General features: G+C 59.7%; 11 protein-coding genes. 9 read left to right on the plus strand and 2 right to left on the minus strand.

What is annotated here, in order from left to right:
- The first annotated feature begins 333 nt into the window (after positions 1-333).
- Positions 334-2,511 carry a malate synthase G gene (locus AC0ZWN_RS12200; protein ID WP_476335200.1) on the plus strand — a complete coding sequence of 726 codons (2,178 nt, stop codon included), beginning with the start codon at positions 334-336 and terminating at the stop codon, positions 2,509-2,511.
- A 398-nt stretch (positions 2,512-2,909) separates the two neighbouring features.
- Here the strand turns inward: AC0ZWN_RS12200 and AC0ZWN_RS12205 are convergent, their stop codons facing one another.
- The gene (locus tag AC0ZWN_RS12205; protein WP_095050287.1) at positions 2,910-3,356 is read right to left on the minus strand and encodes a response regulator; all 447 of its coding nucleotides are present in this window, start codon (positions 3,354-3,356) and stop codon (positions 2,910-2,912) included.
- Positions 3,357-3,615: 259 nt separating this feature from the next.
- Here AC0ZWN_RS12205 and AC0ZWN_RS12210 point away from each other — a divergent pair, with 259 nt between their 5' ends.
- From AC0ZWN_RS12210 to AC0ZWN_RS12245, 8 genes are all read left to right on the plus strand, one after another.
- Positions 3,616-5,550: a putative nucleotidyltransferase substrate binding domain-containing protein gene (locus AC0ZWN_RS12210; protein WP_305883329.1), complete on the plus strand. Its 1,935-nt coding sequence runs from the start codon at positions 3,616-3,618 to the stop codon at positions 5,548-5,550.
- Entirely contained in the window at positions 5,547-6,254 is a 708-nt protein-coding gene (locus tag AC0ZWN_RS12215) for a 3'-5' exonuclease (protein WP_476335202.1), read from the plus strand. The genes AC0ZWN_RS12210 and AC0ZWN_RS12215 overlap by 4 nt, the downstream gene beginning before the upstream one ends.
- A gap of 353 nt (positions 6,255-6,607) precedes the next feature.
- Positions 6,608-7,084, plus strand: a complete 477-nt coding sequence (locus AC0ZWN_RS12220) for an RNA polymerase sigma factor (protein ID WP_189661312.1) — start codon at positions 6,608-6,610, stop codon at positions 7,082-7,084.
- The gene (locus AC0ZWN_RS12225) at positions 7,081-8,055 is read left to right on the plus strand and encodes a FecR domain-containing protein (protein WP_476335203.1); all 975 of its coding nucleotides are present in this window, start codon (positions 7,081-7,083) and stop codon (positions 8,053-8,055) included. The genes AC0ZWN_RS12220 and AC0ZWN_RS12225 overlap by 4 nt, the downstream gene beginning before the upstream one ends.
- A gap of 234 nt (positions 8,056-8,289) precedes the next feature.
- A complete protein-coding gene (locus tag AC0ZWN_RS12230) occupies positions 8,290-10,716 on the plus strand; it encodes a TonB-dependent siderophore receptor (protein WP_476335204.1) in 2,427 nt (808 codons plus the stop codon).
- Between the two features lie 74 nt (positions 10,717-10,790).
- The gene (locus tag AC0ZWN_RS12235; RefSeq protein WP_220557088.1) at positions 10,791-11,921 is read left to right on the plus strand and encodes a PepSY-associated TM helix domain-containing protein; all 1,131 of its coding nucleotides are present in this window, start codon (positions 10,791-10,793) and stop codon (positions 11,919-11,921) included.
- Entirely contained in the window at positions 11,918-12,097 is a 180-nt protein-coding gene (locus tag AC0ZWN_RS12240; RefSeq protein ID WP_016772844.1) for a hypothetical protein, read from the plus strand. Before AC0ZWN_RS12235 ends, AC0ZWN_RS12240 begins: the two co-directional genes overlap by 4 nt.
- A 176-nt stretch (positions 12,098-12,273) precedes the next feature.
- On the plus strand, positions 12,274-12,903 hold the full coding sequence (locus tag AC0ZWN_RS12245) for a glutathione S-transferase (protein WP_476335205.1): 630 nt from the start codon (positions 12,274-12,276) through the stop codon (positions 12,901-12,903).
- A 208-nt stretch (positions 12,904-13,111) separates the two neighbouring features.
- Here AC0ZWN_RS12245 and creD read toward each other — a convergent pair whose 3' ends face one another.
- Positions 13,112-14,482, minus strand: a complete 1,371-nt coding sequence (creD, locus tag AC0ZWN_RS12250) for a cell envelope integrity protein CreD (RefSeq protein WP_095050279.1) — start codon at positions 14,480-14,482, stop codon at positions 13,112-13,114.
- Positions 14,483-14,566: the final 84 nt, after the last annotated feature.

Genomic DNA, 14,566 nt, shown 5'->3' on the forward strand with positions numbered 1-14,566 from the left:
ATCCATCTGTTTTTTGAGAACATCCCGTTCCGCGATGTGACCGCAATGCGACATGAGGTCGCAGAACGACGTAATTAGTCTGATTTTCACAAGCGCAACTCATCATGTAGTATGCCGCAGCGCGCACTACATAACGCTGGATCGATGTCTGCCCAAAGCCTGTTCGCAACCCTGAAAGCCCCGTCAGCAAGGCCCCAAGCCGTTGATTGGTCCCAGCCCAGCCGCCAGCAATGGCATGTACTGGTCGGCAGGTTTGTGGTTTAAATGGCCAGAGGCTTCATTGTCAAATTGAAGAGCTGAAAAGCGAAATAGCTGAGCAGAGTGAGGCAAGCAATGACTGAACACGTTCAAGTCGGTGGCCTGCAGGTCGCCAAAGTCCTGTTCGACTTCGTGAACAACGAAGCCATTCCCGGTACCGGCCTCACCGCCGAAAAATTCTGGGAAGGTGCCGACAAGGTCATTCATGACCTGGCGCCGAAGAACAAAGCCCTACTCGCCAAACGCGATGACTTCCAGGCTCGCATTGATGCCTGGCACCAGGAACGCAACGGTCAGGCGCACGACGCCGTGGCCTATAAAGCCTTCCTGCAAGAAATCGGTTATCTGTTGCCAGAAGCGGCTGATTTCCAGGCAACGACGCAAAATGTCGATGATGAAATCGCCCGTACCGCCGGCCCGCAACTCGTGGTGCCGGTGATGAACGCCCGCTTCGCTCTCAATGCCTCGAACGCCCGCTGGGGTTCGCTGTATGACGCCCTCTACGGCACCGACGCGATCAGCGAAGAAGGTGGCGCGGAAAAAGGCAAAGGCTACAACAAGGTGCGTGGCGACAAAGTCATCGCCTTCGCCCGTGCCTTCCTCGACGAAGCCGCACCATTGGCTGCTGGCTCCCACGTCGATTCGACCGCCTACAAAATCGCTGACGGCAAACTGCTGGTCACCCTCAAGGGCGGCAGCAACACCGGCCTGCGCGACGATGCACAACTGATCGGTTTCCAGGGCGACGCCAACGCGCCAATCGCCATTCTGCTGAAACACAACGGTCTGCACTTCGAAATCCAGGTCGACGCCAGCACCCCGGTTGGCCAGACCGACGCCGCCGGCGTCAAAGACATCCTGATGGAAGCGGCCCTGACCACCATCATGGACTGCGAAGACTCCGTGGCTGCCGTCGATGCCGACGACAAAGTGGTGATCTACCGCAACTGGCTCGGCCTGATGAAGGGCGACCTCGCGGAATCCGTGTCCAAGGGCGGCCAGACCTTCACCCGCACCATGAACCCGGATCGCACCTATACCGCGCCAAATGGCGGTGAAGTGACGTTGCACGGTCGTTCGCTGTTGTTCGTGCGCAACGTTGGCCACTTGATGACCATCGACGCGATCCTCGACAGTCAAGGCAACGAAGTGCCGGAAGGCATCCTTGACGGTCTGGTCACTTGCCTGGCGGCGATGCACAACCTCAACGGCAACACTTCGCGCCGCAACACCCGCACCGGTTCGGTCTACATCGTTAAACCGAAGATGCACGGCCCGGAAGAAGCAGCGTTCACCAACGAGCTGTTCGGTCGCATCGAAGACGTGTTGGGCCTTAAGCGCAATACCCTGAAAGTCGGGATCATGGACGAGGAACGCCGCACCACGGTCAATCTCAAGGCCTGCATCAAAGCGGCCAGCGAGCGCGTGGTGTTCATTAACACCGGTTTCCTCGACCGCACTGGCGACGAAATCCACACCTCCATGGAAGCCGGCCCGGTGGTACGCAAGGCCGACATGAAGGCTGAGAAGTGGATCGGCGCCTACGAAAACTGGAACGTCGATATCGGTCTGAGCACCGGCCTGCAAGGTCGCGCGCAAATCGGTAAAGGCATGTGGGCGATGCCCGACCTGATGGCCGCGATGCTTGAGCAGAAAATCGCGCACCCGTTGGCCGGTGCCAACACCGCTTGGGTGCCGTCGCCGACTGCTGCTGCGCTGCACGCGCTGCACTACCACAAGGTCGACGTGTTCGCCCGTCAGGCCGAACTGGCCAAACGTGCTCGCGCCTCGGTGGACGACATCCTGACCATTCCGCTGGCGGTCAATCCGAACTGGACTCCGGAGCAGATCAAGAACGAACTGGACAACAATGCCCAGGGCATTCTTGGCTATGTGGTGCGCTGGATCGACCAGGGTGTGGGTTGCTCAAAAGTGCCGGACATCAATGACGTCGGCCTGATGGAAGACCGTGCCACGCTGCGTATCTCCAGCCAGCACATCGCCAACTGGCTGCGCCACGCTGTCGTCACCGAAGCGCAAGTGATGGAAAGCCTCAAGCGCATGGCGCCGGTAGTGGATCGTCAGAACGCCAACGACCCGCTGTACCGTCCGCTGGCACCGAACTTCGACAGCAACATCGCCTTCCAGGCGGCGGTCGAACTGGTGATCGAAGGCACCAAACAGCCGAACGGCTACACCGAGCCGGTGCTGCACCGTCGTCGTCGCGAGTTCAAGAAGGCCAACGGCCTGTAACTTGCGCTGAATGCCGGACATGAAAAAGCCCTGATCGAAAGATCAGGGCTTTTTTGTTTGTGCTGTGGATTGGATTTTTGTGGTGGGCTTGAGATCCATCCCCCCTCACCCTAGCCCTCTCCCCCAGGGGGAGAGGGGGAAAGGGAGCAGATCTGTATGCTTTTCAAAATCTGAGCTCGACTCAGGAATTGCCAAGGGTAGAGGGGAAAGGGAGCCGATCTCTGTGCTTTTCAAAATCTGAGCTCGGCTCAGGAGTTGCCAAGGGTAGAAGGGAAAGGGAGCCGATCTTTGTGCTTTCAAAACCGGAGTTCGACTCGGGAATCTCAGGTCGGTGTACCTCAAACATTCACCGCGGTCAGTCCCCTCTCCCTCCGGGAGAGGGCTAGGGTGAGGGGCTCTTAGGGTTCAATCCCCAATTCATGTTTCACCAACTCCAACAACTTGCCCGTATCAATCGGCTTGAGCAGAAAATCCACCACGCTCAAATGCATCGCCGCGATCGCGTCTTTCACATCGGCATCGCCCGAGACAATGATGATCGGCATCGCCGCCCTTACCGACTCACGCACCTGGCGAATCAGCTCAAGGCCACCGACATGGCCCATGCGCAGATCGGTAATCACCAGCCCGATCGACGGTTTTTCTTCGAGCATCTTCAGCGCCGTTTCGCCACTGGCTGCGGTCATGCAACGAATGCCATCCAACGCGAGAATCTCCGACAACAGCTCCCGAGCGTCCTTGTCGTCATCGACGATCAGTACACGCTGCGGCGGCAAATCGGGTTCGAGCATTACAGCGCTGAGCGCTTCACGCTCGGCGTCGCTCAAAATATCGTGGTCGGACATGGCGTTCTCTACGTTTTCAAATCAATCACCTGGCACAGTCGTCAGACATCGCTAAGCAGAGCTTCAATGTGCACTTCGTCGGATTTTTTTCCAAGAGGCTGGCGGGCGAATTTCCGACTGTTTTTGTAGGGCTCTTCCTAAATGTGCCCAACGGCAGCTCAAACCTAGACTTACGTCCAATGGGCACCCCGCCCGCAGGGGTCGACCATGGTCAGAACGATCCGACAACAACAATTCGAAAAAGACTGCGGTAATGGTTATGAGTAAAGCGGACGCCTTCACCCAGGCAGGGAAAACCGCGGTATTGCAGAACATTCAGGGCACCCTGCAATTCCTCCAGCGCTTCCCGCCCTTCAATCAGATGGAACACGCCCACCTGGCTTATCTGGTGGAGCAATGTCAGCTGCGTTTCTACGGCCAGGGCGAAAGCATCATCAAACCGGCCGACGGCCCGGTTGAACACTTCTATATCGTCAAGCAAGGTCGGGTGGTCGGCGAACGTCAGCACATCACCAAGCCCGGCACCGAGACCACGTTTGAAATCACCACCGGCGAATGTTTTCCGCTGGCCGCATTGCTCGGCGAACGCGCGACGCGCACCGAGCACCTTGCGGGCGAAGACACTTTCTGCCTGCAACTGAACAAACTGGCGTTCATCAAACTGTTCGCCCTCTCCAACGCCTTTCGCGATTTCGCCTTGCGCGGGGTAAGCAGTCTGCTCGATCAAGTCAATCAGCAAGTGCAGCAGAAAGCCGTGGAAACCCTCGGCACGCAGTACTCGCTGAACACCCGACTGGGCGAACTGGCGATGCGTCACCCGGTCACCTGCAGCCCCGACACGCCATTGCGTGAAGCGGTGAAGCTGATGCACGAGCAGCAGGTCGGCAGCATCGTTGCGGTGGACGCACACAAGGCGCCGCTGGGCATTTTCACCCTGCGCGATCTGCGTCATGTCGTGGCTGCGGGCGTCGGTGATTTCAGCGAGGCCATCGAGCGCCACATGACGCCTTCGCCCTTTTATCTTTCGCCGGATCACAGTGCGTTCGATGCGGCAATTGCCATGACCGAACGGCATATCGCCCACGTCTGTCTGGTCAAGGATCAGCGTTTGTGTGGCGTGGTCTCAGAACGTGATCTGTTTTCGCTACAACGGGTCGACCTGGTGCATCTAGCCCGGACGATTCGCAGCGCCCAACGCGTCGAACAGCTGGTCGGTCTGCGCGGTGAGATCGGCCAACTGGTCGAGCGCATGCTTGCTCATGGCGCGTCGTCGACGCAGATCACCCACATCATCACCTTGCTCAACGATCACACTGTGTGCCGGGTGATCGAGTTGACCCTCGCGGAAAAAGGCGATCCCGGCGTGCCGTTCAGCTGGCTGTGCTTCGGCAGCGAAGGCCGCCGCGAGCAGACGCTGCACACCGATCAGGACAACGGCATTCTGTTTGACGCCCGCGATGCTGCGCATGCAGCGGAGATTCGCGGCAAGCTGCTGCCAATTGCCCAGCAGATCAACCAGAGCCTGGCGCTGTGCGGCTTCACCCTGTGCAAGGGCAACATCATGGCCGGCAACCCCGAGCTGTGTCTGTCGCGGGCAGAATGGGCACGGCGCTTTGCAGCTTTTATTCGTGAGGCGACGCCGGAGAATCTGCTCGGGTCGAGCATTTATTTCGACCTGCGCGTGGTCTGGGGTGATGAACAAGGCTGTGAACAACTGCGCCGGGGCATTCTCGATCAGGTCGGCGACAACCGTTTGTTCCAGCGCATGATGGCCGAGAACGCCCTGCGCAATCGTCCACCGGTGGGGCGTTTCCGTGAGTTTGTGCTGGCACGCAAGAATGGCGAGAAAGCCACGCTGGACCTGAAGGTGCAGGGGCTGACGCCGTTCGTGGATGGCGCACGATTGCTCGCGCTGGCTAACGGTATCGACGCCAACAATACCCTCGAGCGCTTCCGTCAGTTGGTCGAGAAAGAAGTCATCGAGCGACTGGATGGCGCGGCGTATGAAGAGGCCTATCACTTCATACAGCAGACGCGCATGCAGCAGCATCAATTGCAGACGCGGGAGAACCTGCCCTATTCCAACCGCGTCGACCCGGACAGCCTCAATCATCTCGACCGGCGCATCCTGCGTGAATCCCTGCGCCAGGCCCAGCGCCTGCAGAGCAGCCTGACCTTGCGGTATCAGCTATGAGCCTGTTCTCGTGGCTGCGCCCGGCGAGTGCGGTGGTGCCGGTGGATTTTCAGCAGCGTCTGGCGCAGCTGCCGACGATTACCGAGCTGAGCGAATGCACACTGCGCGAACAACGTTGGGTAGTGCTGGATCTGGAAACCACCGGGCTGAATCTGAACAAGGACCGTGTGTTGTCGATTGGCGCGGTGGTGATCGAGGACGGCGCGATCGATTTCAGTCAGCAGTTCGAACGCACGCTGCAATGTCGCGAGCTGAAGCTCAGCCCCAGCGTGTTGATTCACGGGTTGGGGCCGAATGCGATTGCGGCGGGCAGTGAGCCGGTCGAGGCGTTGCTGGAACTCATGGAATTTATCGGCGACAGCCCGGTGTTGGCGTTTCATGCGCCGTTTGATCAGCACATGCTCGGGCGTGCGCTGAAGGAACATCTGGGGCACAAGTTGCAGCAGGTCTTTCTTGATGTCGCCGACATTGCACCGCTGGTGTGTCCGCAAGCGAATATTCGTGAGGCCGGGCTGGATGAGTGGATTGAGTGGTTCAAGCTTGAGGTGTTCGAGCGGCATAACGCGAGTGCCGATGCGCTGGCCACTGCGGAGTTGGCGTTGATTCTGTTCAGCCGGGCGCGGGGGCAGCAGATTCATAGTCCGTTGAATTTGCAGCAGCGGCTGAGTCAGTGGAAGCGGCGGCAGCAGGCGCCTTCGTTCTGAAATTGAGTCAAGTCCAAGATCCATCGCCCTCACCCCAGCCCTCTCCCAGAGGGAGAGGGGGCCGACCGAGGTGTCTCGGGCTCTTCATCGACCTGAGAAATCGTGTCGATTATGGATTCCCTGAAGTTCGCTCAGGTCGGTGTACCTCCAGAATATCCCCCGATCGATCCCCTCTCCCTCTGGGAGAGGGCTAGGGTGAGGGTCTGCCTTTAAACGCTTACCTGACCAGTGGCCAATTGCTAACCATTCCCACCTCTGCCACAATCGCGAACAATTCGCGTTAGTTAATATTTCCCAATCGGTGATGTCCGGTGTCGTCAGTCCCAAGCCCTAATAGTGAGCTCGTCGGTGCGATGTATCGTGACCATCGCGGTTGGCTGCTGGCGTGGCTGCGGCGCAACGTGGCCTGCCCGCAGCGCGCCGAAGACCTGAGCCAGGACACCTTCGTCCGCCTGCTCGGTCGCGACGACATGCTGACACCGCGCGAGCCACGCGCCTTTCTGGTGGCGATCGCCAAAGGCTTGCTGTTCGACTACTTCCGCCGTGCGGCGCTGGAACAGGCCTATCTCACCGAACTGATGCTGATCCCCGAAGGCGAACAACCGTCGGTGGAAGAACAGCAAATGATCCTCGAAGACCTCAAAGCCATCGACCGCTTGCTCGGCAAACTGTCGACCAAGGCCCGCGCCGCTTTCCTTTATAACCGCCTCGATGGCCTCAGCCATGCCGAGATCGCCGACAAGCTCGGCGTCTCGGTGCCGCGCGTGCGCCAGTATCTGGCCCAGGGGATTCGTCAGTGCTACATCGCGCTGTACGGAGAGCCGACGTGAGCCCGGCCAGTTCCAGACCGGTGCCGGCGCATGTGCTGGACGCAGCGATTGCCTGGCAACTGACCCTCGATTCGAGCAGCCCGCTGGAGCGCGAGGAATTCGCCAAATGGCATGCGGCCCATGAAGAACACGCCCGCGCGTGGCGGCAACTGGGCATGCTCGATCAGCGCTTCAGCGTGGCCAAAGGTCCGGCCCGCAGTGCCTTGCTGCAGTCACGCGAAGGCATTCGCCGCCGGGTGCGCAGACTGGGCAGTGGGCTGGCCAGCGTTGTGCTACTGGTCGGTGTGGGGCTGTTCGCCAGCGAACGCTTTCTGCCGCTGGATTACTGGCTCGCCGATCAACGCACCGCGACCGGTGAGCAGCGCACCGTGCGTTTGGCAGACGGCACTGTGTTGAATCTGAACACCCACAGTGCGGTGGATGTGCGGTTCGATGACAAGCGCCGGTTGATCGTCTTGCAGGAAGGCGAAATTCTTGTCGAAACCGGGCATGGCGATGCGCGCCCTTTTATCGTCGAAACCCGCGAAGGCAGCATGCGCGCGCTGGGTACGCGGTTCCTGGTCAAGCGTGAAGACCAAGGCACGCGCCTGAGTGTGTTGCAGTCGGCGGTCGCGGCGCACCCGCAATCCAACCCTGATGAGCAAATTCTCCATGAAGGCCAGCAAATGCTGCTGCGCCGTGATGGATTGGGTTCGATCGTCGCGCTCAACCCCGGCGCCGATGCCTGGACGCGCGGCATGCTGGTGGTCGATAACGCGCGGTTGGGCGATCTGGTGCACGAACTCGGGCGTTATCGTCGCGGGCATCTGGGCGTGGCACCGGACGTGGCTGACCTGCGGATTACCGGTAGCTTCCCGCTGCATGACACCGATAAAGCCCTGAGCGCCCTGCTGCCGACCCTGCCGGTGCAGATCGAGCGGCATACGCCATATTGGGTCACAGTCGCTAAGGCCGAGCCCTCCTCCCCTTGACCTGATCGTTCCCACGCTCTGCGTGGGAATGCAGCTCGGGACGCTCTGCGTCCCTGCCGAAGCGGACGCAGAGCGTCCATTGAGGCATTCCCACGCGGAGCGTGGGAACGATCAAGCCCGCAGAAATGTGGCTGTTTCCAGTTAATCGAAATTATTTTCATCCTGCCCTATCACTTTCTGCTTTTCATCCGGCACACAGGCAATTGAGAAATATTTCCATTCAGGAGCCGCCGTATGTCCCGTTCGCTAGACACCTTGTTGCGCCCCGGTCTGCTGGCCGTCGCCATCGCGCTCAGCGCGCCGCTGATCAGCAGTCCGTTGCTCGCCGCTGAACAAGCGTCCAGCGTGCGCGCCTACAACCTGCCGGCGGCGCCTCTGTCGACCACCCTGAACCAGATCGCCAGCCAAGGCAGCATTGCGCTGTCGCTGAGTCCGTCGCTGGCGGCAGGCAAAACCTCGGCACCGGTCAACGGCCAGTACGACGCGGCCGGTGCCTTGCGCGCGGCCCTGCGTGGCAGCGGTCTGCAACTGGAACAAAGCAGCACCGGCACCTACACCCTTGTGGCGGTGCCTGAAGGGACGTTGGCCCTGCCGGAAACTTCCGTCATCGGTGTGGAAAACTTCGAAAGCGCCTGGGGACCGGTCGACGGCTACACCGCCACCCGCACCGCCGCTGGCAGCAAGACCGACACCGCGCTGGTCGAAGCACCGCGTTCGATCTCCGTCGCTACCCGCCAGCAAATGGACGACCGCAGCGTGCACAGCCTCGATGACGCCGTGCGCTACATGCCGGGTATCACCGCCAGCAGCTACGGCAGCGACACCCGTGCCGACTGGCTGCGGGTGCGCGGTTTCGAACCGACCCAGTTCCTCGACGGCCTGCCACTGCCAAAAGGCGTGTACGCCAACCCGAAACAGGAAACCTGGAACCTCGACCGCCTCGCTCTGCTGCGTGGCCCGGCGTCGTCGGTGTACGGTCAGACCCCACCGGGCGGTTTGCTGGACATGGTCAGCCGTCGCCCAAGCGCCGAAGCCAGCAACGAAATCCAGCTGCAGTACGGCAGCGACAATCACCGTCAGATCAACTTCGCCAGCACCGGCAAGATCGATGACGCCGGCCAGTTCCTCTACGGTCTCAGCGGTGTGGTGCGCGACAGCGGCACGCAAGTCGATCACGTCGACAACAAGCGCTACAACATCGCGCCGAGCCTGACCTGGAACATCGACGACGACACCAAGCTCACCCTGCTGAGCCAGTTCACCCGCGACGATACCGGCATCACCAGTCAGTTCCTGCCGATTCAGGGCACCAAGATCAAGTCACCGTTCGGTGATATTTCCCACCACAAGAATCTGGGTGATCCGGACTGGGAATATTACGATCGCACCTACTACGCGCTGGGCTACGCCTTCGAACATCGTCTGAACGATGTCTGGCAGTTCAAGCAGAACCTGCGCTACACCAAGTCGGACCTGTCGTTCCAGTCGCTGACGCCGGGTTCCTACCCTTTCACCGAAGTGGATGATCAAGGCAACGTCGGGCGCACCAGCACCAGCGTCGAAGAAGACATCAGCCAGTTCGCCGTGGACAACAACTTCCAGGCCGACTTCGCCACTGGCGATATCCGCCACACCCTACTGCTGGGCCTGGATCATCAGCGCAGCAACACCAACTACACCTCGATCTTCGGCGACGGTTTGACCACCAACGTGATCACCCCGATCTACGGCCAGCCAATCGTACGTCCAGCGCGCTCCACGGCGTTTTACGATTACGACCAGAAAACCTACCAGACCGGCCTGTACATTCAGGACCAGATGGCCCTCGACCAGTGGCGCCTGACCCTCGGCGGCCGTGAAGACTGGGTGCACACCAGCACAAAGTTCATCAACAAGGGCGATGCCACCAACACCCAGCGTGACAAGGCCTTCAGCGGCAACGCAGCGCTCAGTTATGTCTTCGACAACGGTTTCGTGCCGTACCTGTCGTACGCCGAATCCTTCCAGCCGACCACGGGTGCCGACGCTACCTCGACGGGTTCGCTCAAACCGACCGAAGGCAAGCAGTGGGAACTGGGCATCAAGTACCAGCCACCGGGTAGCAAAACCCTGCTGACCGCTGCCGTATACGACCTCACCCAGAAGAACGTTTCGGTCAACACCTTCGTCAACAACGTGTCGATCACCAGCCAGACCGGCGAAGTGAAAGTCAAAGGCCTGGAGCTGGAAGCGGTTTCCGACGTCACCGACAACCTGAAAGTCATCGCTGCCTACACCCTGGCCAAATCCGAAGTGCAGAATGGCGTCGACAAGGGCAATCGCCTGCAACTGATGCCGAACCAGCAAGCGTCGCTGTGGACCGATTACACCTGGCACGCCGGCGTCCTCGACGGCTTCGGCATTGGCGGTGGCGTGCGTTACACCGGCAACACCTACGGCGACAAGGCCAATACCTGGCTGGGCAAAGCGGACGCCTACACCGTGTTCGACGCAAGTGTGCATTACGACCTCGGCCGTCTGGACAACAGCCTCAAAGGCGCGTCGCTGGCGGTCAACGCAACCAACCTGTTCGACAAGGAATACATTTCCACCTGCGACAGCTTCTACTGCTACTACGGCGACACACGCAGTGTCGTCGCCAGCGCCACTTACAAGTGGTAAGCGCTTGAGCTGAAACAGGCCCTGTGACCAGGCCGTCCTTCGTGGACGGCTTTGGTGTTTTTGAAGGTCATGAAATGAAAAGTAAAACAATTCGTCGCTGGTCGTTCATCCACACCTGGACCAGCCTGGTCTGTACCGTGTTTTTGCTGATGCTGGCCTTGACCGGTCTGCCGCTGATTTTCCATCACGAGATCGAACATCTGCTCGGCGATGCACCCGAAGTACGCGAGATGCCGGCCGACACGCCACGGCTGAACCTGGCGCAACTGGTCGAGGCCGCAGAAAAACATCGTCCCGACGAAGTCGTGCAGTACTTCGGTTTCGATGACGATGAGCCGAACGCCGTGCTGACGATCATGGCGAAAACCGCTGGCACCGAACCGAATTCCTCGCACACGTTCATGCTCGATGCGCGAACCGGGGAAGCGCTGGAAACGCCTTCGGCCAATGGCGGCTTGATGCTGTTCATCCTGCGACTGCATGTCGACATGTTCGCCGGGCTGCCGGGCAAATTACTGCTGGCGTTCATGGGGCTGCTGTTTGTCGTGGCCATCGTATCCGGGACGGTGCTGTACCTGCCGTTCATGCGCCGTTTGAAGTTCGGCACGGTGCGTCAGGACAAGTCGACACGGCTGCGCTGGCTCGACCTGCATAACCTGATCGGTGTTGTCACCCTGACCTGGGCGCTGGTTGTCGGCGTGACCGGTGTGATCAGCGCCTGCGCCGACCTGCTGATCGCTGCCTGGCGCAATGACGCACTGACTGCGCTGATCGAACCGTACCGCGGTGCGCCACCGCTGACCCACCTGGCGCCGGCCACGCGTTTGCTCGATATCGCTGCTGAAGTTGCGCCGGAGATGAAACCGGATTTCATTGCCTTCCCCGGCACACGCTTTTCCAGCGAACACCATTACTCGGTGTTCATGAAGGGCGGTACGCACCTGACCTCGCATCTGCTGACGCCGGTGCTGATCGATGCGACCACGCTGCAGGTCACCGCCGTGGCCGAGCGGCCGTGGTACATGGACGCCATGGGCATGTCGCAGCCGCTGCACTTTGGTGACTATGGCGGCATGCCGATGAAAATCCTCTGGGCCACTCTGGATGTGCTGACGATCATTGTGCTCGGCAGTGGCGTGTATTTGTGGGTGGTTCGGCGCAGAGCGGCCAGGCCTGTGCTGGAAACGGCGGAGGCCTCTGCATGAAGCCGCGTCAGTCGAGTTTCTGGAAAGTGTTCAGCACGCCGATCGTGATTGCGTTGCTCAGTGCGGCGGGGTTGTTTGCGGCGCTGCTTGGGGATGGGATTTGGGATGCGTTGAGCTGGGTTGGGCTGGGTGTGCCGGCGTTTCTGGCGATACGAGGTTTTCTGCCGCGAAGCTGAAACACCTTTGTAGGAGTGAGCCTGCTCGCGATGGCTGCGGGTCAGTCAACATAGTTATTGAATGTTATTACGCTATCGCGAGCAGGCTCACTCCTACATTTGGTTCGGCGCAAGGCTTGAGCTCGTGCACTGACAGGCTATGCTGCTCCCTCATCGTTCTGATCGAGACCCTGCCAATGTCCGCCCCCAGCATGACCCTGTACCACAACACGCTCTCCCCGTTTGTGCGCAAAGTGATGGTGTTGCTGCACGAAACCGGCCAGCAGGATCGCGTCGCGCTGCAAGACTGCGTGCTCAGCCCGGTCAGCCCGAGCGCCGAGCTCAATCTCGACAACCCGCTGGGCAAGATCCCTGCCCTGCGCCTGGCCGACGGCAATGTCATCCATGACAGCCGTGTGATCCTCGAATACCTCGACCAACAACACGTCGGCAACCCGCTGATCCCGCGCGAAGGCGCGGCTCGCTGGCGCCGCCTGACCCTGGCCTCGATGGCCGACGGGATCATGGATGCGTCGGTGATGGTGCGTTATGAAATGGTCCTGCGCGCGCCGGAAAAGCATTGGGATGAATGGCTCGAGGCTCAGCGCGACAAGATCCGCCGCACCCTCGCAGTGTTGGAAAAAGATGCCATTGCCGAGCTGACCAGCCATTTCGATGTCGCGGCGATCAGCGTGGCGTGTGCGCTGGGTTATCTCGATCTGCGTTTCCCGGACCTGGGCTGGCGTGATGCCAACCCGCAACTGGCCAACTGGTTCTTTGAGGTGAGTCAGCGACCGTCCATGATCGCCACGATGCCCAAGCCTTAAATCGGCGGCGCCTGTTCCGGCCTCTTCGCTGGCAAGCCAGCTCCCGCAGGATTTGTGGTAGATCGGGGATTTGTGTCATCACCGAACTCATTGTGGGAGCTGGCTTGCCAGCGATGGCACCACCTCGGTTCCACAGGCAAAAAACCGATCATCCGCGTCACCAATCCCTCCCTCCAGCACTGATCCTCACGCAATCCCAGCGACCGGCTCATTGCATCGCCCCGACATCAAACTCCAACGGCTTCGCCGGTTTCTGACCGATCCCGTACCAATCCAGTTTGCGCGTCAGCACCATGAACACACCGAGCAAACCAAACAGCAACAACGAGCCCATCAACAACGCGTAATCCTCAGCGCTCAGCAAGCCATAAAGCAGGCCATACAACGCCGCCAGCCCCGCCGAAAAACTCAAGCCGTGACGCACACTGCGCAGCACATGGCAGACATAAAATCCGATCAACACCACACAGGCACTGGCCGACAGCAAATATGCCAGGGCAAAACCAATGTGCTCCGACAGCGACAGCAACAACAGATAAAAGAATGCCAGCGCCACACCAACCAGCGCGTATTGCACCGGGTGCACGGCCAGACTCTTGAGTACTTCGAAGAGGAAGAAACCGGCGAACGTCAGGACAATGAACAGCAGCGCATACTTGATCGCCCGGTCACTCTTCAGATATTGATCCACCGGATCGATAAAGCTCACACCGAAGCTACGACCGTTGAACGCCTCGCAATCATTGCTGCTCACGCAACGGCTCATGGCGTCTTGCAGGTTGGTGGAGAAAAACGTGGTCTGCCAATCGGCGCTGAAACCTTGATCATTGATTTCACGTTTGCCCGGCAGGAAGTTGCCGACAAAGCTTGGATGCGGCCAGTTGGCAGTGAGGCTGACGCTGCTGCTCTTGCCCACCGGCAGCACCTGCAATGAACCAGTGCCTTGCAGACGCAGGTCGAAGCCGAAGCTCAGTTCCGTGGTTTTACTGGTGTCGAGCAACGGCAGCGTGACCCGCACACCTTCACCGAGCCAACCGACTTGCGTACCCGGAACGAAATCGAGGCGCTGGCCATCGAGCTCCAGTTTCAGCGCATTTTCGATACCGCGAATATCGCTGATACCGACCGCGAGAAACGGTGCATCGAACTGGTAGTCGCTGAAGTCTTCCTTGATGCCCAATTGCGCCGGCAATGAGAAATGGCCGTTGATGCGGTTATCGGCGTGGAACAGCCGCGCCTCATAAATGCCCCGCGCACGCAGTTCGGTTTGCACCTGGCCGTCCAGTTCAAATCGTTCCGGCAGGAAGTACAAACGCCCGCGTTCTTCGCCCGGTTCGTCGTAACGCTGGTTGGTTTTATCGTTGGTTTTCCAGTTGTGAATCACTTTGCGATACGGCACCACCATCACCGGGCCGCTCAGTTGCTGGCTGTAGCTGGAGCTGCGGGCAATGTCTTCGAGCACGCCATCGCGCAGCTGTTGGCGCTCGTCGATGACGCCGTCGATCATCAGCAGCGGGATCAATAACAGCAGGATCAGCAGGGCGATGGCGCCGAGCTTTATAGTCAGATTCTTGTTCATGGGACTCTCCCTGTTTGGATGGGGAGAGTCTGCTGAGTGGGTGTGGGGGTTTTGTGGGGGGAATGTGGAGATTGTGTGGAGACT

This window comes from Pseudomonas sp. 3B-A001-10F (assembly GCF_056313565.1).

Coding starts and splice junctions, on each gene's coding strand:
- creD (WP_095050279.1), bottom strand. CDS start 14,482: ATGAACAAGAATCTGACTATAAAGCTCGGCGCCATCGCCCTGCTGATC.
- AC0ZWN_RS12210 (WP_305883329.1), top strand. CDS start 3,616: ATGAGTAAAGCGGACGCCTTCACCCAGGCAGGGAAAACCGCGGTATTG.
- AC0ZWN_RS12240 (WP_016772844.1), top strand. CDS start 11,918: ATGAAGCCGCGTCAGTCGAGTTTCTGGAAAGTGTTCAGCACGCCGATC.
- AC0ZWN_RS12200 (WP_476335200.1), top strand. CDS start 334: ATGACTGAACACGTTCAAGTCGGTGGCCTGCAGGTCGCCAAAGTCCTG.
- AC0ZWN_RS12205 (WP_095050287.1), bottom strand. CDS start 3,356: ATGTCCGACCACGATATTTTGAGCGACGCCGAGCGTGAAGCGCTCAGC.
- AC0ZWN_RS12215 (WP_476335202.1), top strand. CDS start 5,547: ATGAGCCTGTTCTCGTGGCTGCGCCCGGCGAGTGCGGTGGTGCCGGTG.
- AC0ZWN_RS12235 (WP_220557088.1), top strand. CDS start 10,791: ATGAAAAGTAAAACAATTCGTCGCTGGTCGTTCATCCACACCTGGACC.
- AC0ZWN_RS12245 (WP_476335205.1), top strand. CDS start 12,274: ATGTCCGCCCCCAGCATGACCCTGTACCACAACACGCTCTCCCCGTTT.
- AC0ZWN_RS12230 (WP_476335204.1), top strand. CDS start 8,290: ATGTCCCGTTCGCTAGACACCTTGTTGCGCCCCGGTCTGCTGGCCGTC.
- AC0ZWN_RS12220 (WP_189661312.1), top strand. CDS start 6,608: ATGTATCGTGACCATCGCGGTTGGCTGCTGGCGTGGCTGCGGCGCAAC.